The organism is Azospirillum sp. TSH100, from assembly GCF_004923295.1.
Classification (GTDB): Bacteria; Pseudomonadota; Alphaproteobacteria; order Azospirillales; family Azospirillaceae; genus Azospirillum.
The window spans coordinates 581,875-601,186 of sequence record NZ_CP039636.1 but is presented as its reverse complement, the minus strand read 5'-3'; the positions used below and the strand labels follow the sequence as shown (position 1 = coordinate 601,186).

General features: G+C 62.2%; 17 protein-coding genes. 8 read left to right on the top strand and 9 right to left on the bottom strand.

Annotated features, from left to right (window positions below; translation table 11 throughout):
• The first annotated feature begins 1 nt into the window (after position 1).
• Positions 2 to 1,483 carry an efflux transporter outer membrane subunit gene (locus E6C72_RS20265; protein ID WP_109443542.1) on the top strand — a complete coding sequence of 494 codons (1,482 nt, stop codon included), beginning with the start codon at positions 2 to 4 and terminating at the stop codon, positions 1,481 to 1,483.
• A gap of 348 nt (positions 1,484 to 1,831) precedes the next feature.
• Complete coding sequence (locus E6C72_RS31835; protein ID WP_158280222.1) at positions 1,832 to 2,023, top strand: hypothetical protein; 192 nt, start codon at positions 1,832 to 1,834, stop codon at positions 2,021 to 2,023.
• Positions 2,024 to 2,958: 935 nt separating this feature from the next.
• Here E6C72_RS31835 and E6C72_RS20255 read toward each other — a convergent pair.
• The 8 genes from E6C72_RS20255 to E6C72_RS20220 form a co-directional block, all read right to left on the bottom strand.
• Positions 2,959 to 7,542 (bottom strand): chemotaxis protein CheB, encoded by a 4,584-nt coding sequence (locus E6C72_RS20255; protein ID WP_247882152.1) that lies wholly within the window; start codon positions 7,540 to 7,542, stop codon positions 2,959 to 2,961.
• A gap of 640 nt (positions 7,543 to 8,182) precedes the next feature.
• A complete protein-coding gene (locus E6C72_RS20250; protein WP_247875999.1) occupies positions 8,183 to 8,830 on the bottom strand; it encodes a response regulator transcription factor in 648 nt (215 codons plus the stop codon).
• A 152-nt stretch (positions 8,831 to 8,982) separates the two neighbouring features.
• Positions 8,983 to 9,345 (bottom strand): hypothetical protein, encoded by a 363-nt coding sequence (locus tag E6C72_RS20245; protein ID WP_109443532.1) that lies wholly within the window; start codon positions 9,343 to 9,345, stop codon positions 8,983 to 8,985.
• Complete coding sequence (locus E6C72_RS20240) at positions 9,342 to 9,593, bottom strand: hypothetical protein (protein ID WP_109443533.1); 252 nt, start codon at positions 9,591 to 9,593, stop codon at positions 9,342 to 9,344. The genes E6C72_RS20245 and E6C72_RS20240 overlap by 4 nt, the downstream gene beginning before the upstream one ends.
• Positions 9,590 to 9,913: a hypothetical protein gene (locus E6C72_RS31830; RefSeq protein ID WP_169055248.1), complete on the bottom strand. Its 324-nt coding sequence runs from the start codon at positions 9,911 to 9,913 to the stop codon at positions 9,590 to 9,592. The genes E6C72_RS20240 and E6C72_RS31830 overlap by 4 nt, the downstream gene beginning before the upstream one ends.
• A gap of 362 nt (positions 9,914 to 10,275) precedes the next feature.
• Positions 10,276 to 11,004 (bottom strand): YsnF/AvaK domain-containing protein, encoded by a 729-nt coding sequence (locus tag E6C72_RS20230; protein WP_109443535.1) that lies wholly within the window; start codon positions 11,002 to 11,004, stop codon positions 10,276 to 10,278.
• 55 nt (positions 11,005 to 11,059) lie between these two features.
• A complete protein-coding gene (locus E6C72_RS20225; RefSeq protein WP_109443536.1) occupies positions 11,060 to 11,458 on the bottom strand; it encodes a YsnF/AvaK domain-containing protein in 399 nt (132 codons plus the stop codon).
• A 51-nt stretch (positions 11,459 to 11,509) separates the two neighbouring features.
• The gene (locus E6C72_RS20220; protein ID WP_109443537.1) at positions 11,510 to 12,058 is read right to left on the bottom strand and encodes a hypothetical protein; all 549 of its coding nucleotides are present in this window, start codon (positions 12,056 to 12,058) and stop codon (positions 11,510 to 11,512) included.
• Positions 12,059 to 12,406: 348 nt separating this feature from the next.
• Here E6C72_RS20220 and E6C72_RS20215 point away from each other — a divergent pair, with 348 nt between their 5' ends.
• From E6C72_RS20215 to E6C72_RS20195, 6 genes are all read left to right on the top strand, one after another.
• Positions 12,407 to 13,600, top strand: coding sequence for a sensor histidine kinase (locus E6C72_RS20215; protein ID WP_247871411.1), 1,194 nt, complete (start codon positions 12,407 to 12,409; stop codon positions 13,598 to 13,600).
• 43 nt (positions 13,601 to 13,643) lie between these two features.
• Positions 13,644 to 14,243, top strand: a complete 600-nt coding sequence (locus E6C72_RS20210) for an exopolysaccharide biosynthesis protein (RefSeq protein WP_247876000.1) — start codon at positions 13,644 to 13,646, stop codon at positions 14,241 to 14,243.
• A gap of 260 nt (positions 14,244 to 14,503) precedes the next feature.
• Complete coding sequence (locus E6C72_RS31825) at positions 14,504 to 14,659, top strand: hypothetical protein (RefSeq protein WP_158279295.1); 156 nt, start codon at positions 14,504 to 14,506, stop codon at positions 14,657 to 14,659.
• Between the two features lie 49 nt (positions 14,660 to 14,708).
• Positions 14,709 to 14,993 (top strand): hypothetical protein, encoded by a 285-nt coding sequence (locus E6C72_RS20205; RefSeq protein ID WP_109049766.1) that lies wholly within the window; start codon positions 14,709 to 14,711, stop codon positions 14,991 to 14,993.
• Between the two features lie 473 nt (positions 14,994 to 15,466).
• Positions 15,467 to 18,619: a chemotaxis protein CheB gene (locus E6C72_RS20200; RefSeq protein ID WP_109156581.1), complete on the top strand. Its 3,153-nt coding sequence runs from the start codon at positions 15,467 to 15,469 to the stop codon at positions 18,617 to 18,619.
• Entirely contained in the window at positions 18,619 to 18,822 is a 204-nt protein-coding gene (locus E6C72_RS20195; RefSeq protein WP_109156582.1) for a response regulator, read from the top strand. The genes E6C72_RS20200 and E6C72_RS20195 overlap by 1 nt, the downstream gene beginning before the upstream one ends.
• 28 nt (positions 18,823 to 18,850) lie before the next feature.
• Here E6C72_RS20195 and E6C72_RS20190 read toward each other — a convergent pair whose 3' ends face one another.
• A complete protein-coding gene (locus E6C72_RS20190; protein WP_109156583.1) occupies positions 18,851 to 19,216 on the bottom strand; it encodes a response regulator in 366 nt (121 codons plus the stop codon).
• Between the last annotated feature and the right edge of the window lie 96 nt (positions 19,217 to 19,312).

The window sequence follows — 19,312 nt, the reverse complement described above, 5'->3', positions numbered from 1 at the left end:
CATGACCCACAGATTGATTCCCTTCGCCGCCCCTCTCGCCGCTCCCATCGCCGCCGCGCTGCTGCTGGCCGGCTGTTCGCTGGTGCCCGACTTCGCCCTGCCCGACCCGCCGGTTCCGGCCGCCTGGCCGGACGGGCCGGCCTACCGGACCCCGCCCGCCACATCCGTATCCGCCACGGCGCCCGCGGGCGCCGATCCGGCGCGCTCCGCCGACGCCATCGGCTGGCGCGAGGTGATGCGCGATCCCAAGCTGCAAAAGCTGATCGAGACCGCGCTGGCGAACAACCGCGACCTGCGTGTCGCCATGCTCAACGTCCAGTCGGCGGAGGCCGATTACCGCGCCCAGCGCGGCGACCTGTTCCCGACGATCTCCGGCAGCGGGTCCGCCAGTTGGTCGCGCGTGCCGGCCGCGACGACATCCGCCGGCTCGGCGCTGGGCAAGACGGCGGGGGTGGAATCGCGCTCCTACAGCGCCGGGATCGGCTTCACCTCTTACGAACTGGATCTGTTCGGCCGCGTGCGCGCGCTGACCGAACAGGCGTTCGAGCAGTATCTCGGCTATGACGAGACGCGGCGCAGCACCCAGATCTCGCTGGTGGCGCAGGTGGCGACCGGCTATCTGACCCTGCTCGCCGACCGTTCGCTGCTGGAGCTGACCCGGCAGACGCTGGACAGTCAGAACGCCTCCTATCAGCTGACGCGCAAGAGCTTCGATGCGGGCAACGCCACCGAACTGACCCTGCGGCAGGCGCAGACCTCGGTGGACAGCGCGCGGGCCAATCTCGCGCTCTACACCCGGCAGGTGGCGCAGGACGAGAATGCGCTGGCCCTGCTGCTGGGCCAGCCCCTGCCGCCGGAGATCGCCTCCGGCGCATCGCTGGATGCCCAGCCGGTGCTGACCGACCTGCCGGCGGGCCTTCCCTCCAGCGTCCTGCTGCGCCGCCCGGACGTGATGGCGGCCGAGCACAATCTGCGGGCGGCCAACGCTGACATCGGGGCGGCCCGCGCCGCCTTCTTCCCGTCGCTGACGCTGACCGCCAAGGCCGGCACCGCCTCCTCCGGCATCCAGTCGCTGTTCGGCGCCGGCTCCTCCAACTGGAGCTTCGCCCCGTCGCTCAGCATCCCGATCTTCTCGGCCGGCGTGAACGAGGCGAACCTCGACCTTGCCAAGGCCAGGAAGGACATCCAGGTGGCGACCTACGAGAAGACGGTGCAGACCGCCTTCCGCGAGGTGGCAGACTCGCTGGCCGCCCGCAGCACCTATGACGACCAGATCGCGGCGCAGCAGTCCCTCGTCGATGCCTACGCCCGTTCCTACCAGCTGTCGGAGATGCGGTTCCGCAGCGGCGCCGACAATTACCTGACGACCCTGGATGCGCAGCGCTCGCTCTATTCGGCACAACAGACGCTGATCTCGCTGAAGGCCGCGAGGCTGGAGAATCTCGTCACCCTCTACAAGGTCCTGGGCGGAGGCTGGCAGTAGGGCTTCCGGCACCGTCACCTCGTTGGCACCGACCATGCTGGCTGGCGCCGTTCGCCACGGATAGCCAGAGACCGGTGCCTCAGGCGGTTAGCGGCGCACCGGCACCCTCAACCCAGGCAGTGGAGGCTTGGGCGCGGGCTGCGCGACTGTCGGAGACGGGACGGTTGGTGTGGCGGAGGTGAAAGAGGTTGGCGATCGGGTCATAGATAGACAGAAAGCGCTGTACCTGTCGGTGCGATTTGACGCGCCTCATCTGCCGCTCGCGTCGTCGGGTTGGCTGATGCGGTTTTCGGCTAGGTTGTTGATGCCCTTGTGTGAGGGTGCTCCACCCCCCGCATGATGGTCAGCTTGACCGATCGCCTGCACCGGTTGATGGTCGAGTTGGAGGCGAAGGTCGGGTCGTTGGAAGCAGCACTGGCCTCCCCTCCCCCGCCACCGGCACCCCTGCCCGACAATTTGGCGGCCCTCTATCGGGAGCGGATCGCCGAGCTGGCGGCGACACTGGAGAACCCGGACCACTGGCTGGATCGAAGCGCATGACCGGCTGCGCCTGCTGATCGAGCGGGTGACGGTCGTTTCAGCACTCCCGATGCCCGCGACGACGCGCTCGAGTTGGAGGGCGACTTGTGGTGGCGTTGCTCAGCCTCGGACTGAGCCCAAATGCAGCGAAGGCCGGCGCTGCGGGAGCGGCCGGCCTTTGCGATCAGGTCCGTTCGGTAATGGTGGTTGCGGGGGCGCGAAGCCACCGAGAATTGACTCTGCCGCCGGTAGATGTTTAATGCCGTCAGTCGAGCGATGCATCGCCTATAAATTTTGAAGACGACCGCTGAGCTGTCCCCGATATTCAGGTCAGCTCAGTCGATTATGCTGCGCCCGTACGGCCGCCAAGTCCTCCGAAGCCCGGACGCGAAGCCTTCCAGCGACGTTCCGGCGGGCGGCAGCCAGCCAGTCATCGAGGGACCGGCGCTCAGCGTGTCCAGGGACGTCCTGCGCCGGCTCGTAGGCTACAAGTCGCACATCAACATCGACAGCCGGGTGTGGGCGGACAGCGCCTACCGTTCAGAAGCCAACAAAGCGGCTATCGCGGAGGCGGGACGCCGCAGCACGGTGCATTTCCGAAAAGCCGAAGGGGCGGCCGACACCGGGGCTGCACCATCGGCCTCGCTCGCGCAATGGTGGAGTTCTGGATCGCCAACCTCGCGTACAATTTCCGACGTCTGATCTGGCTTGAGAAGCGAACTACGCACGTATATCACCGATAGCGCCGCATATTTCCGCCATTTTTTGGGCTAAATCGGGATTTCAGTCTCCAAAGAACGCTTCTTTTCCACGAGCGCGGGTCTTTCGCTGCCCTCAACGCGCGTGCAGAGGTGGTTTATCGAGGTGTTCAGTTGGCAGGGTTCCAGATCTGGACGGATGAGGTGGAACCCTGAGTTGCTTGACCAGCCTTGGCAGAGGATCCGGGTAGAGGATCATCAAGCGGTTCCCGACTCCACGGACCGGTCCGTCAGGGCGTGTCGTATGGCAGTCAGCAAAGGCTCCGGGCTCAGTGGCTTGTGCAGCAACAGGAAGCCGCTGGCGCTCGCCTCCCGGATGCGCGCGGGCGAGGTGTCTCCGGTCAGAAGGATTCCGGGCAGCCGGGCGGCGAAATGCCGCTCCAGCCGGCGGATTGCCGCCGATCCGGTTTCTGTGCCCTTCAGCCGGAAATCGGCGATGACCAAATCCGGTACCCCGTTCCCCAACCGCTCCACCGCCGTGTCGCCATCGGATGCAGCCACCACATCGTAGCCCAATTCATGGAGGAAGGCGGCGACCCCGTCGAGAACGGTCGGATCGTCGTCGATCACCACCACCCGCTCGCCGTTGCCGCCGTCGGATACGGCTATCTCCTCGTCCTTCGGAAGGGAATCGTCCGGACTGGCCAACGGAACCAGGATTTCGAACACCGATCCCCGCCCTGGCGCCGATTTGACCCGTATCGGGTGATGGAGCAGCGCGGCGAGGCGATCCACGATGGAGAGTCCCAGCCCCAGCCCCTGCCGCCGGTCACGCTCCGGATTGTCGACCTGATGGAACTCCTCGAAGATCGACGCCAACTGGTTCGGCGGAATGCCGCGTCCGGTGTCCCAAACCTGGATGCGCAGGTTCGGCCCGGCACGGCGGCAACCCACCAGGATACGACCCTGGTCGGTGTATTTGATCGCGTTGGCAATGAAGTTCCGCAGGATGCGCTCCAGCAGCTTGGGATCGCTCCGCACCGACAGGCTGGTCCGAACGCTGTGCAATGTCAGTTCGGCAGCCTCGGCCAACGGCGATAACTCGGCGCACAGCGAATCGATCACCGTCTGGACCGGACATGACCGGAGCGTCACATGGATGATGCCGGCGTCGAGGCGCGACACATCCAGGATGTCGTCGAGCATGGCGGTCATGGCGCCCAGTGCGTTGCCCATGCTGACCAGCAGCTTTGCCGCCGCCTCGCCCTGCGGTTGCATCGCCACCAGATGATGGAACATCAGCAGGGCCTGGACCGGTTGACGCAGGTCGTGGCTGGCAGCGGCAAGAAATCGGGTTTTGCTGGCGCTTGCCAGTTCGGCGGCAGCCTTGGCGGCGGCGAGGGCTTCTCGCACGCGCACCTGCTCTGTGACGTCTTCCATCGCCAACAGGATCAGCCCTCCCGCCTGATTGAGCCGGCGGGCGTTCAGCAGCAGGGTGCGGCGTCCCTCGGCGCCTTGGTCGCCGACACCCTGACCGATGGTCAGTTCCAGCGCATCGATGACCGTGCCATCGGGTACGATCCGTTCCAGTGCCCGGCGCAGTTCGGGATCGGCCAGCAGACCGCCGGCCGTCTCGGCCAGTTGAATGCCGAGCACGCCGTCCGGCGTGGTGGCGAAGGATTGGTGAAAGGCCGCACTCGCGCCGACCACCCGCAGCATCTCGTCCAGCACCAGCAGCGGTTCGCGGACCGTGTCGACGATGGCCTGGGCGAAATCGCGCTCAGCCCGCGCCGTGCGCAGCACCCCCGCCCGTTCGATGACCAGCCCCAGCACGCTGGCGATGGCCTGGACGAATTCCAGGTCGGCATCGTTGAACCGTCCGGCCTTGCGGCTCAGAACCGCGAGAATGGATGGTCCGCGTGCGGCGGCGCCGAAGGGAACCGACAGACCGCTGACGAAGTTGCTGCCCGACAGCGCCATGGAGGAGCGGACACGTTGATCGGTGGCGAAATCCTCGACGATCGACGGCTGCCGGGACCGGAACACCCGTCCGACCAGTGTCGACATGTCGCTGGGGATCTGGACGGCAGGCTCCTGTGGAACGGAGAGGCCGGCACTGCCGAGCAGGACCAGATCGTCAGCGTCCCCGGTGCGCCGGCCCGATGGATCCTCGCTGGGACCGAGGATGGCGACGCCGTCCGCACCCAGCCCTTCGGCAATCAGACGGGCCGCTTCCGTCAGTGTCTCCGAGCCCTCCGCTCCGATGAGGTCCTTGCGCCCGAGATCGGCGATCAGCTTGTACTGGCGGGCCTGCAGAGCCATGGCCAGGCTGGTGCGCTTCAGCGGCGTCACGTCGCTGAAGGTGATCACGACCCCCTCCCCCCGGCCTTGCTGCGTCCGGTAGGGCTGGATGCGGCGAAGGAAGGTCGCATCGTCGTCCGTCGACACTTCGCGTTCCGACGGCATCAGGGATGACAGCACCGACCGGATGTCGGGGAGCAGGCAAGGATCGGAGAAATGTCGGGCGATGTCGGTGATCAGGCGGCCGGCGTCCTGCGGCAGCAGAGCGAACAGCCGGGTCGCCGACGGCGTGAAACGCTTGATCCGCAGGTCTGACGACAGGAAGACCGTGGCGATGTCGGTGCTGCTCAGCAGATTGCCCAGATCGTTGGTGGTCGCCTCCAGCTCGTCGACCTTTTCATGCAGCTGGGAGTTCAGCGTGCTGAGTTCCTCGTTGAGGGATTGCAGCTCTTCCTTGGATGTCTCCAGTTCCTCCGTGGTCGACTGGGACTCCTCCCCGATCGACAGGATCTCCTCGTTGGCGACCCGCAGCGCCTCGCTGGTGGCGCTGAGTTCTTCGATGGTGTCGTTCAACTCCTCACGGGTCATGCGCAGTTCGTTTTCGAGCTGTTCGACTCCGTCAATTTCCATCGGCAGCGGCGCGGTCTCGGCGACCGGCGTGCTTGGTACAGCGTGGTCCGCCGTGAATGTCACCAGAAGCAAGTCGCTGCCGGTCCGTGGGAAACGCACCGGGATGACCAGAACGGTCACCGGCACCACAACACCGTGACGCTTGTGCCGAATTCCGGAGATTTGAACCCGGCCATGCACGGCGAGCGCCTGTGCGACGGCGCGGCGGAGTTGCAGGCGCAATTCCCCGCGTGCCATCGCCGTCAGATCCCAGGGCGGTTCTCCCGTCGGCAGGTCGAGGAAATCGCCGGTCGGACCGAAGAGATACTGGATGCGATGCAGCCCGTCGATCAGAACTGCCGCCGGCGCGTATTCAAGCAGCAGGGCCTGTCGGATGATGTCCGCCGGGCTGGTGCCGCGCAAAGGGGTTGGCAGTGCCGGTACCGGGACCGCAGACCGTCCGCCCGTCAGCGGGACCGCCATCGCACTGCTGCGCGTCGTACCGATCTTCCGGTAGAGGCGCCATTTTTTTGAAAGAGGTGCGAACAGGTCGGAGAGCGTGTCAAGGTTCTCCGCTGTCCCGAGGAACAGGCCGCCATTATCCAACAAGGCGAAATGGAACAGGGCGAAGATGGCCTTCTGCACGTCCGGCTCGATATAGATCAGCATGTTGCGGCAACTGATCAGGTCGAGCTTGGAAAAAGGCGGATCGCTGAGCAGATCGTGCTGGGAGAAGGAAACCACATCGCGCAATGGCTTGGCGACCTTGTAGCCGTCCTCGGCCTTGGTGAAGAAGCGGGCGAGCCGTTCGACCGACACGTCGACCGTGATGGTTTCGGGATACAGACCGGTGCGGGCGACGGTCAGCGCCCGATTGTCCACGTCGGTTGCGAAGACCCGGAAGCCGGGGGATACGCCGCACCGTGTGCAGGCCTCCATCAACAGGATTGCGATGGAGTAAGCCTCTTCCCCCGTGGCGCAGGCTGGGACCCAGACGCGGATCGGCTTGCCCGCCGGCTGGTTCCGCACCAGCGGGACGATGTATTCTCCGGCCAGGATGTCGAACGCCGGACCATCGCGGAAAAAGCGCGTCACGCTGATCAGGATGTCGCGGGACAGCAGTTCGATTTCGGCCGGGTGGGTGCCCAGAAAGGCCCGGTATTCCGTCATATCGGCGATATGGTGGATCCCCATCCGCCGCTCGATGCGGCGGGTCAGCGACCGCGGCTTGTAAGCCTTGTGATCGCGCTTGGTGTGTGCACTCAGCAGATCGAGGATGCCGTCCAGTGCGCCGTCCGGCGCATCAGTCTTCTGAACCGTTGCCGGCCCGATATAGGGTTGGTGAACGAAATCGACGATGGCGCCAGGCATGCGCTCCGGCGGCAGGATATAGTCGGCCATGCCGGTGGCGATGGCGCTGCCCGGCATGTCGTCGAAGTCGGCGGTCGTCGGATCCTGTACGACCACAAGTCCACCGCATTCCTTGATCGAACGCAGTCCATTGGTGCCGTCGGCGCCGGTACCGGACAGCACGACGCAGATCGCCTTCTCCTGCTGGTCGGTCGCCAGTGTGCGGAAGAAGATGTCGATGGGCAGGGTCGCGTCGACAGACTGCTGCGATTCTCGGATGCGCAGTTGGCCGGCCTCCATGGTCGGCAACCGACCCGCCGGAGCGATATAGATGTGATCGGCCTCCAGCGGAATCCCGTCATGAGCCGTATGGACCGACAGCACCGTCACATTTTTCAACAGGTCGGCAAGCAATCGTTCATTGTTCGGAATCCGGTGCTGAATCACCACAAAGGTCAAGCCGCTGTCAGCCGGTATCGCTCTGAGCAGGGCCGTGATGGCTTTGAGGCCACCTGCCGAGGCACCGATACCGACGATCGCCAAAGGGCCGGGCCGTATGCGCTGCTGTTCATCCTGATCCATACGGGGAATGTCCTGACAATGACGATCCGTGCCTTCATCCGCCGACATCATGATCGCCTCCTCCCAATACGATGATCCCAGCCAGCGAAACTTTTAGCCAAGCCTCGCCCCGCCGGGTTTCATGGAAGGAGAGCATGGAGTTAACGTACAGATACTAAACAATTAGAGCACTGATGAATTTATGCATGATCTCAAATAGACAAGAAATTAAAACAATTGCACCAACAAATCCGCGGTAGTTTCAGGCCCATCGAACAATAACCATAAAGCTAGTGCGCAAGTTGCAATATGTCAATCAATAATTAATATAACTTCAATATTTTTGATCGGCGTTGAATTATGCAAAAGATATATGTGTTATCCTGCACAGAAACGCTACTCGGAACGGGAAAAATATTGACTGCGCATCGACGCAATCCAACGAATATGCGGCTCAGCCTCACCTTCTATAACAACAGGTTGGCAGAACCTGTGCCTGGACCAACGGGATAACCGGCTGATCTGTCCGGTTGCGGTCAACCGCTTCGCAATGGGCTGGAGGACGTCAAGTCCCTTGCGGTGAGTGTCACGTCGCCGGCCTCACGCGTCCGTCGATGGCCGGCAAGGCACCCATCCCATCATGCCGTCGGAGAAAGCCAGGTCACTCTGCATCCGCAAAGCCGTTGTTGCGACCCCAGAGGGCGGCCTGCGTGCGGTTCGAGACGTCGATCTTGCGCAGCAAACTCTTGAGGTGGATCTTGACGGTCGCCTCGGTGATCCGGAGATGGTTGGCGATCGTCTTGTTGGAGCTGCCACTCTGCAGGCAGCGCAGGACCTGCGCCTCGCGCTTGGAAACACTTTTGTGCGGTACCGCCAGATCGGCGGCGCCGTTCAGGCGACTGCCGATCAGCAGTGCGGCCAAGGCGCTGGGGAAGACCGTTTCGCCAATCATGACAAGCCGCAACGACTGCGCCAGCGCCTCCATGGACATGTCCTTCATCAAGAACCCGTCCGCACCGGCCTGGATGGCCTTCGTCATGATTTCCGCGTCCAGCGTGCTGGTAAGCACCACCACATGCGTGTCCGGACAGGCCACCTTCAGTGCCCGGACAAGATCCGTGAAGTCGCCGATGCCGACGGGATCGATCAAAATGACCTGTGATGCGTCGCCCTCCTGGACGATCTGGAGCGCCGCCTTGAGAGACGAGGTCTCTTTGGCGATGTGAAAGCCCTGCTCCAAGAACATGGCTTTCAACCCATGGCGAAACAGATTGTTCGCGTCTATCATGGATATGGAAACAAGAGACATCACCAGAGACTCCGGCTTTCGAAAATAATCTGGCAGTCTTGCGCTCAAAATATTGGAATTGCGACCCACTATTTAGAGATTTTTTATTTTCTAATAAGGGGAAATTCTGAAATTCGTGCCTGAACAAACAAGGAAAATCCTGGCCGGCCCGGTCACGCCCGGCCAGCAACCGCAGAATCCGGAATCATGGCTTGCAGATCTGTTGAAAGAATGGACGGGATCGGTGCACGTGCGCGTTCGCGCCGCGGCAGTTGTGCAATCCGATGCAATTCCTCCACCCAGGGCGACGGGTAGCTGTCCACGCCGAATATCCAGACGGCGCCGGTCCGGCCATCCGCCATACGCAACAGCACGCGGGCATCGTGGCCGTCCTTGCCAGCGTGGTTGGCAGCCTGTACAGCGGCGATCAGGGCACCCACCTGTCCGTTGGGGAAGGGGCCGTAGCGTTCCCCCTCAAGCCCGACGAACCACCCGTCTGTACGGCACGACACGGTATAATGGGCTGATAGGCTCATGAGATCATCCGTTCCTTGATGGCGGCCGCACCACCCGCGGCACAGGCTCTGGTAAGGCGGGTCAGCGTGGCACCCTGCGGCAGGCTGACGTGGCTCGGTGGTGTAAAGGCGGGGGGAAACTGGTCCGGCGATGCGCCATAGACAGTTGGATGCCAGCGGCGCTCGGCATTCATCCAGCGCAGCTGTTCACGCAACGCATCGGCGCCACGGGGGCATCGCCCCTCGATGGAATGGAGAAGGGGGGTCATGGACGTTCCTCCGATACGGATGTCGGCGTCAGGATGGCAGCCATGGCCGGAATTATCGGATATGGAGGCTCCATAACCGCCTGTGCCGCTCCGTCATTGCCGGCACCGCACCAGCGGACATGGCAGGGTTCCCCTGCCGCCGATTGCGCCAGCACGACGCTGGCGAAGCCGAGACGTTCCGCTGCTTGCGCTTCCCGAATGGCTTTGGTGAGCGCATCGATCTGGTCGGCGCAGGGCGGATAGACAAAGCCGTCCGCACGGACGATCCATCCGGCGTGGGTTTTAAGAATGAAGAAGGCCAGCCTTGTCCGGGAATTCATAAAGTGTCTCCGATGTGGACCGGTTTGTCGGCAATGGCGGCAGCCATGCCATCCGGATCGAGTCACGCCAGGAAACACCTCGGATTTGCGATCCTCGGCAAAATTGAGCAGGCGTGGGGTGGCTTTGGAATAATTAAAGTGGGGTTCGCAAAGATTTCTACAATGGGATATCCCCGAAATGCATAAGTGGAAATTCGACATTCCGAAATCGCTTTTGCGTTTCTATTGAGAGAAATCCATCGATAAACGACAATTGAATCTGTGAGTTATTTCGAAGGATCCTCAATCGCTCCACCGTAGGTTATATCCGCTGCGGCGGGAGGCGGCCGAACGGCCGCCCCGTCTGTTGTGCACGCTTCAGATCAGCGCTTGTTGCCGGGCTTGTTTCCGGCAGGCTCCACCTTGACATCGCTGCGTCGGGCGACGGTTCCCACGGTCTTTTCCTGTTCGGAAGCGGTCTTGGACAACACGACCTCGCCGACCACGCGGGCCTCCTTGGTGATTTCCGGCGTTTCGGAGGTCGCCGTCAGCTCGACGGTCTTCTCGCCGAACGCAGCCTTCTCCTCGTCGGGGCGGAGAGGCCGATCGACCTTGCGATGTTCCACGCCCACCGCCTCGTCGCGCAGCGTTACGGTCTCCTGAATTGGGGTTTCCGTGATCTCCGACACGGCTTTCAATCCGCCTTTGGCGACCCGGCGCTTGCCGATCTCGACCTCCTCCTTCACCGACTGGAGAATTTCCTGCTCGACGCTGCCGCCATTGCCCGCCTTCTGGGCCGGCTTCCGCACCGCAGGGGGCTCGGGCAGGTCAACGGACCCGTTTTCATCGAGGATGGCTTCCGCCGCGTCGGCATCCTGGTCGGCGATGTCGGCCGCAACCAGGGTGTGGCCCTGGCGGATGGCTGCACCGTACTGCTCGGCCAGTTCCTTGTCGAAACCGTGTCCCAGCAGGCCCTGGGCGGCCTTGTCGGCGCTATCGGCGCCGCCGAAGGTCTCGATGTCCGCTTCCTGGCAGCCCGCCGCGACCAAGGCCTGGAAGGCCTTCTTGGCGGAACCGCTTTCCTTGTAAAGTCCAACGATGATCGTGCTCATGATAGTCTCCAGTAGGATTTAAAGTATTTCAATTTCTTGAGGTAAGTCAGGCCGCTCAGGTCACGGGGGTGTCCAAAGACGGATCCTGTTCGATGACGACCTCCTGACGGCGCAGCATGACGGTGTCGGTCATCTTGCGGCTCGCGGTGCGGCGGGTGATCCGGACCTCCTCCACCAGCTTCAGGCGAATCTCCACCGTCGCCACCTCTTCGATCACCGAGATGACGGTGGTGTCGCCGTCCTGGCGGTCGGGGATCGGGCCATCGACGAACCGTCCGATGGGAACCCGCTCGACCTCCAGTGTTTCCATCGACAGGTCGGCTTCGACCGCCTGTTCCCGCTCATGGCTGAAGGTGCTGGCGCGGACGGTCCCGGTGACCTGTCGGCGTTTGCGGACGCCCACCTGCTCTTCGACGGTGAGAAGCGTCTGCGTCTCCTTTTCCGAACTGGTCAACGGAGATCCTCCCGAAATACTGTCATGCGGCTTTGAAGAGCGCCGGCGGCCTCAGGCGCCAGGCTGGGGCGGGCTGTGCGCGGTGTCCTGCGACAGCCGGGACGCGGCCTGGACGACGCGGACATTGACCTCGAAGAAGGCCAGCCATCCGCCGAGCAGGTAGCGTTGTCCCGCCGTCATGATGTCCTGCGGGCCGCGGGCCTGAAGCATGCTGCTCAACAGCTCGTTCTGGCGTTCCGCGGCTTGGCCCATGAAGGTGACCGCTTCTGAAATGGCCGTTCCATAGCCTGCCATCAGGGCACCGCCGAGTGCCGTGGCCCGACCGCCACCCTCGTCGAGACCGTCTTTGAGAGCACGGTCAAATCTCTGGCCGGCGGTCCGGACGGATTCCGGAAAGCCCTGGTTGCCTGAAGCGCCGGGCAGCCTCGGCGGCCAGGGCCTCGGCTGCTGACCAAGCTCGCGGGCAGGTTTCACCATGTGCTCCTCGCTGGCGCTGCGGATGCCGGCGCCCTTCGGCGCGTCGTTACCCGCCGCGGCTTCGTCGCTGGCACTGCGAATGGTCGGGCGAATGGTGGATGTGGGATGAGTGCCGTCGTCCATGACGTCTCCATAACTGTTTGGGGTGCGAGAGCTGAAAGGGAGCGCTGTGCTCTACCTCGATGACTTAATCCTATATTATGTCGCACCGCAAAATATCAATGGCTTTGAAAATATAATCTGAAATTAAGAACTATAAATTGCCGAATATAAAGGAGATGTTCTTTTGGTATTCGCAAAGCTATATTTTTCATACGCAAGAAGTTCGGGAGTTTTTTGCCATGGATCAATCAATATATTTTGCCAATTGGCGCCAAATTGGCGAATGGACTCCGCCACTTCTTCGCCTGGGAAGGCTGCGTTCAGCGGCTATATCCTTTTCAAATAATGGATCGGACGAAGGAGCGCTGCATGCCCGATAATCCCCGCGACCAACAGGATGCAGAGAGAATGGTCAGGATGGAGGCCGCGCGCGGTGGCCCCTTCGTGGTGGCCGCGGAATCGACCCTGATGCCCATGCTGATCGCCGATCCCACCCTGCCGGATATCCCGATCGTCTTCGCCAATGCCGCATTCACCAGGCTCAGCGGCTATGCGCGCGAAGAGATTCTGGGCAAGAACTATCATCTGCTGTCAGGCTCCGGCACCGACCCGGAGGTGGCGCACGCCATTGGCCTTGCCCTACGCGCCGGCGAGGCCATCGTGCGCCAGGTCCGGCTCTATCGGAGGGACGGAAAGCCGCTATGGGTGCTCCAGCATGTCGCACCCGTTTTCGAAGAAGACCGTATCCGCCACCATTTCGTGTCCTTTGTCGACATCACCGAGCGCAAGGCGGCGGAAGACGGATTGCGCCAACTCAACGAAGAACTCGATCACCGTGTCGCGGTGCGTACCGGGCGGCTGGATGAACTCAATCGCCAACTTGCCGCCGAAGTTGAGCGCCGCACCGAGGTGGAGCGTGTGCTGCGCAACACCCTTGCCGACAAGGACCTGCTGCTGCGCGACAAGGACAACCTGATGAAGGAGGTGAACCACCGCGTCAAAAACACCCTCCAGATGGCCTCGTCCTTCCTGCGCATCCAGTTGGACCTCACACATGGCCGGGAGCCGGCCGTGCAGGAGGCGCTGCACAGCGCCGTGGAAAGGCTGGACCGCATGGCCGAGATCCACGAGACGCTCTACCGGACGCAGGGGCTGCAGGAGATCGAATTCGGGGGATATCTGCGGATGCTGTGCCGCGACCTGCTGATGTCCTTCGAGCCTGCACAGAGTTTGCGGGTGGTGCTGGATGTCGACGCCGACGAGGTGTTCCTGAAACCGGATCGGGCCATCCCGCTGGCCCTCATCGCCAACGAGGCGATGATCAATGCGCTGAAATACGCTTTCCCGGACGGGCGATCCGGCCGCATCGCCGTCTCGTTCCGGGAAATCTCGTACGAAGTCCTGCGCATGAGCATCAGTGACGATGGCATCGGCATGGCCGATGAACGACGCACGGGCTCGCTCGGCCTCACCTTGATGGAGTTGCTGGCCGAGCAGGTCAAAGGCGGTCTGACCGTCGGGTCCGGCGCCGGCACGACCGTTACGGTGTCGATCCCGGCATGACAGGCAGGTGTCGCCCCACCGAAACGGCCGGAGCGATGCGGTCATGACCTCGGCCTTGCCTCCGCATATCCCGACATCCGAGGTTTTGCGTGGCCTGCTCGCAGAAGCTCCGGCCGAGGGCGTTACATTCGGCTGGCTGCTGGACAGGCTGCACAAGCGCTCCTTCGGCGTCGTCCTGCTGTTGCTGGCACTGATCGGGCTGACTCCGGGAACATCGCCGGTCGTCGGGCTGCTGCTGACCATTCCCGCGTTCCAGATGATCCTCGCGCGGGAAACGCCGGCCTTTCCCAGGACGATCATGTCGCGGCGTTTCTCGACACAGCGCCTGGTCCGCATGGTCGATCGTACCGTGCCGGTGTTGAGGCGCATGGAGACGGTCATACGCCCACGCTGGAAAATGCCGTTCGAGACGACGACGCGCGTGGTCGGATTGGTCGTCCTCGTGCTGGCAGGCGTCTTCTTCGTTCCCATTCCGCTGAGCAATGTCGTCCCGGCGGTGACGATCATGCTGATCGCCTTGGCCTATCTGGAAGAGGACGGGGTGTTGCTGGCAGTGTCGTTGGCGATGGCCGCCGCCGTTCTCATCGCCACGGCGATCACCGTCTGGCAGTCGGTCGAGGCGGTCCGGTCCATGTTTTTTTGAGCCGTGGCTCACATCGGTCAGGGCCGCGTATGGCAGGTCTTTGCCGCGTGCTTTGGCATGCAAGTCGTTGCTCCATCGCAGCAAATGGTGAGAAGGCAGCCCAAGGGACGCTCAAGAATCATCTAGGTAGAGGATCCTGTCCAGCGGACGCTGGCGGCAGTCCGAATCAAATAAGCATCAATGTAATTATTCGACCACCCCCATTGTAATAAAATTTGGCGGCACCATATTTTGAAGCAAATATCCGGAAGGAGATCGCCATGTCGCTCACGCACGGGACGTTGTCGGAGTGGATGGTTTCAGAGCGTGCCGCCTGGGCTTTGTCCGCGCCGAAATGGAAGAACATGGCTTATCTGACACTTGGCGTCTCAGTCGGCTTTCTTGCCGGGCTGCTGTTCTCCAGTTCGGGCGGATAGACAGCTGCTTTCAAGGAAATCCGCCGGACATGAATGGGAGCACCCTTCGATGACCACCGCATTCACCCGCACCACCAGCAGGACCGTAACGTTCGCCCATCCTTTTGCCTTGAGCGGCGTCGACGGGGTGCAACCGGCGGGAAGCTACATCGTGGAGACCGACGAGGAGTTGATCGACTCGCTCTCCTTCCCTGTGTATCGGCGCAGCGCGACCTGGCTCCGTCTTCCGCATTCCAATCGCGGAATGGCCATGGAGCAGACGGTGCTCATCGACCCCGATGAACTGGACCGGCTCCTGGAACCGGCGGGAAACGGAACTCTCCTGCCCGGATGAACATTGTTGCGAGGACCGGGCGGAGCAATGCTCCGTCTATCGCGGAAAGCCGTTCCGCACCGAACTTTACCGCAGAGGAGGTGTCATCATGCAAACCGTACAACTGAAACATCGTTCGTCGTCAGTCCATTTCCTGAACGGGAAAATGTTCATTGAAACCGCGTCCGTGCCACCGGTGACCGCAAGGATCGGCGATGAGCGTCTACTCCAGCGGGAGCGTAGCACTCTGCTTCGCAACTGGGACGATGACGGTGGTGCCCAACCAAAGGAAGGTGCTAGAGAGTGAGTTGACCGTCCGCGTCAGAATTTGGCATCGACTGTGAGGAAGAACGCCACCAGGGACGGCCGGCCATCGTCCCGAGGGGGTTGCTCCAGTTGAACTGTAGAAAAGCTCATCGCCGACAAGAGCGCCATCCCCGGCATCCTCAAACGACATCGATCCGGATCGTCAGGATCTGTGGAAGGGCAGCAGCATGAGCGACAAGGCATCCTTCCCAATCGTCGGGATCGGCGCATCCGCTGGCGGGGTGGAGGCCTTGGAGGGGCTGTTCGGCGCCGTTCCTGCCGACAGCGGCATGGCCTTCGTGGTCGTGACGCATCTGTCACCGGAACACGAAAGCCTGCTGGCCGACATCATCGGCCGATGCACGCCCACGCCGGCGCATCAGGCCTGCGACGGGGATTTGGTCGAGCCAAACCGCATCTACACCCTGCAGCCAGGAACCCTGCTGACCATCGACAGCGGCCGGCTGCATGTCCGGCCGGACAGCGCCTCCCGCCGCGAGCGCAACCCCATCGACCTCTTCCTCAGCTCGCTCGCCAGCGACTGCGGTGAAAGAGCGGTGGGCATCATCCTGTCGGGCGGCGGCAGCGACGGCACCCTGGGCGTCAAGGCGATCAAGGAACGGGGCGGCTTCACCATCGCCCAGGGGCATGACGGAATTCCCCGCCATGACGGCATGCCGAACAGCGCCATCGCCACCGGCGTCGTCGACCTTGTCGCGCCGGTCGAAACGATGGCGGCGACGCTGGTGGACTACGCGCGAACCGCCACGTCGCTGGGCGATCTGACGGGTGAGAAGGATGTTCAAGAGGATGCGCGGCTGGAATCGGCACGCAGAAGCATCACCACCATTCTGCGCAATCAGATCGGGCACGATTTCCAGGGCTACAAGCACAACACTTTCCTGCGCCGTGTCCAACGCAGGATGCAGGCCCTGCGGCTGACGGACATCGACAGCTATGTCGAACACCTGCGTGAGGACCGTACCGAAGCCGCGGCACTGTTTCGCGATCTGCTGATCGGTGTCACCACCTTCTTCCGCGACGGCGAGACCTTCCGGGCGCTGGAGGAACTCGTCATCCCGCATCTGTTCGCCGGGAAAAGCGTCGGCGATGCGGTGCGCGTCTGGGTGCCGGGCTGCGCCACCGGCGAGGAGGTGTACTCCATCGCCATGCTGCTGTCCGAATATGCAGAAACCCTCCACAGCGTGCCGAAGATCCAGGTCTTCGCCACCGACATCGACGAGCATGCCCTGGAAGTGGCACGCACCGGGCGCTATCCCGCCAATCTGGTGCGGGATGTGCGGGCGGACCGGCTCAAACGCCATTTCACTGAGGACGGCACCAGCTATCTCGTTCGCAAGGAGGTGCGCGACCTGTGCATCTTTTCGTCGCACAGCGTCGTCCGTGACCCGCCATTTTCACGCATCGACCTGATTTCGTGCCGCAATCTGCTCATTTACCTGGGGATGGGACTTCAGGATCAGGTGATCCCAATGTTCCACTATGCATTGCGCCCCAGCGGCTATCTTTTCCTCGGCGTGGCCGAGACCATCGGGCAACATCAGACGCTGTTCGTGCCCATAGACAAAAAACATCGCCTGTTCCGCCGGCAGGATGCGGTTTCCGTGACCATTCCCTTCGCCATGGCGGAGCATGGCGGCCGCACGCCTCGCGGATCGGCCGAGACCCCCCGCTCGATCCAGTCCAACGCCGCCAATCTGCGTGGGCATGTGGAGGCGCGCGTGCTGGAGCGTTTCGCTCCGGCCCATGTCGTCGTCAACCAGAACAGTGAGGTGGTCTATTATTCCGCCAACACCGGCAAGTACCTTCAGGCGCCGCCCGGCGCCCCGAACCGCCAGCTTCTGGCGATGGCCCGCAAGGGACTTCGGCTCGATCTTCGCGGCGCCCTGCACGAGGCGATGCAGACCCACAAGCCGGTAACCCGCAAGCACCTGGCGGTGGAGGTGGACGATCGTGTCCAAATGCTCGATCTGACGATCGAGCCGTTCGACCGCGACGGGGAACCCTTCTTCCTGGTCCTGTTTTCCGATGTCGGAGATCCAAGTCCTGCGGAGGAAATCTACGGCAAGGAGCGTCACTGGGGCCAGGATCCCGGTGCGGTGGAGCAGCTGGAACGTGAACTTCGCGATACCAAGGAGCGTCTCCAGAGCACGATCGAAGAGTATGAAACCTCATTGGAGGAACTGAAGTCCGCCAACGAGGAACTCATCTCGGTCAACGAGGAACTGCAATCGACCAATGAGGAGCTGGAAACAGCCAAAGAGGAAACGCAATCCGTCAATGAGGAGCTTCACGCTGTCAACATAGAACTCAACAGCAAGGTCGAGGAGCTGGATCAGTCCAACAGCGATCTCCAGAATCTGTTCAACAGCACCCAGATCGGGATCATCTTCCTGGACCGATCCCTGCTGATCCGGAGTTTCACGCCGGCGATCACGCAGATTTTCAATCTGATCGCGACCGACCGCGGTCGTCCGCTGACCGATATCGTCAGCCATCTCGATCAGGTCGATCTGGATTCGGATCTGAGACATGCGCTTACCGACCCGGCGACCGTGGAAAAGGCGGTTCGGTCAAGGGACGGGACCAGACACTACATGATGCGCATCCTGCCTTACCGGAAAGCCCGCAACGATTTGGAAGGCCTGTTGTTGACCTTTGTGGACGTGACGTCGCTCAAGGAGGCCGAGGAGCAGCAGCGCCAGCTCATCGGTGAACTCGACCACCGCGTCAAGAACATGCTGGCCGTTGTCACCGCCTTGGCCCAGCAGACGCTGAAGGCAATTGCCGAAGCACCGGAATGCACGGCGTTTCTCGGGCGCCTGCAGGCGGTCGCCAGCACCTACGATCTGCTGACCCGTGATCGTTGGGGGAACATTCCCCTCAGCGACGTCGTGCTCAATGAAGTGAAGCCTTATGCCACCAGCGAAGGACGCTTTGCCGTTGATGGGCCTGCTGTTCAACTCCGGCCCAAGGCCGCGTTGGCGCTCGGCATGGTGATCCACGAGTTGGTGACCAACGCGCTGAAATACGGCGCATTGTCCGTGGCGGAAGGGCGGGTCGTCGTGACCTGGGAATTCGGGCAAAGGGATGCCGATGCGGCGCTGCTTGTACATTGGCGCGAGACGGACGGCCCCCCGGTGTCGCCTCCCACCCATCATGGCTTCGGCTCCAAGCTGATCACCCAGCAAATCCGCTACGAACTGCGCGGCGATGTCATGGTGGATTACGATTCGACCGGCCTCCAGGCGACGTTCACCGTACCGGTCGCCCAGACGAGGAGCGACGACGAAGGCCTCGCCTCCCTTGAGAATGCCTGATGACCGGAAAGCATCTGGAAGGCTGCCGGATCATGATCGTCGAAGACGAATTGCTGATCGCCATGGCGTTGGAGGAAATCCCGCTGGATGCGGGAGCCGCCATCGTCGGCATGGCCGGCTGCGTGGCGGATGCCCTGGCGCTGATCGAACGGGAAGATTTCGATGCCGCCATCCTGGTGTCCGGCTCGACGATGAGCGGGTGACTGCCGTTTGTCCTCCACTCTGTTCCAGTTAATTCATCGCCTCGTACAGTGCCTGGACGACACTGGATGAAAGCGATGGCTTACGAAGCAGGGGGCGATGACGATGGCTGCTTGGGAGATGTTCCGGACCATATCCGGAGTGGAAAACGAATGGGATGCCTCGTTTGTCCAAAGCGTCGGCAACGTCAACGACCGGTTCTTCATCCAATCGGGCATCCAGAAGCGCAACATCGAAGGGTTCGGCTTCAATCAACGCAAGAGCATCCACGGTCGAAGCGGCAAGCCGAACCACACTGGCGCCTGCCTCCTGGACCGCCGCCTCTAGAACGACGGTGACGAGGAACTCGTCCTCAACAATGAGGACACGACGGTCGTTCAGCAACTTTTTGGACATACGCCGCTCCCTTTGATCAGATTCTCCGTAGAGCATAAGCTTTTGGCCATCGATTTACAGTTGGACAAAAGCAATGGCTATGCCCGCTGATGGGGA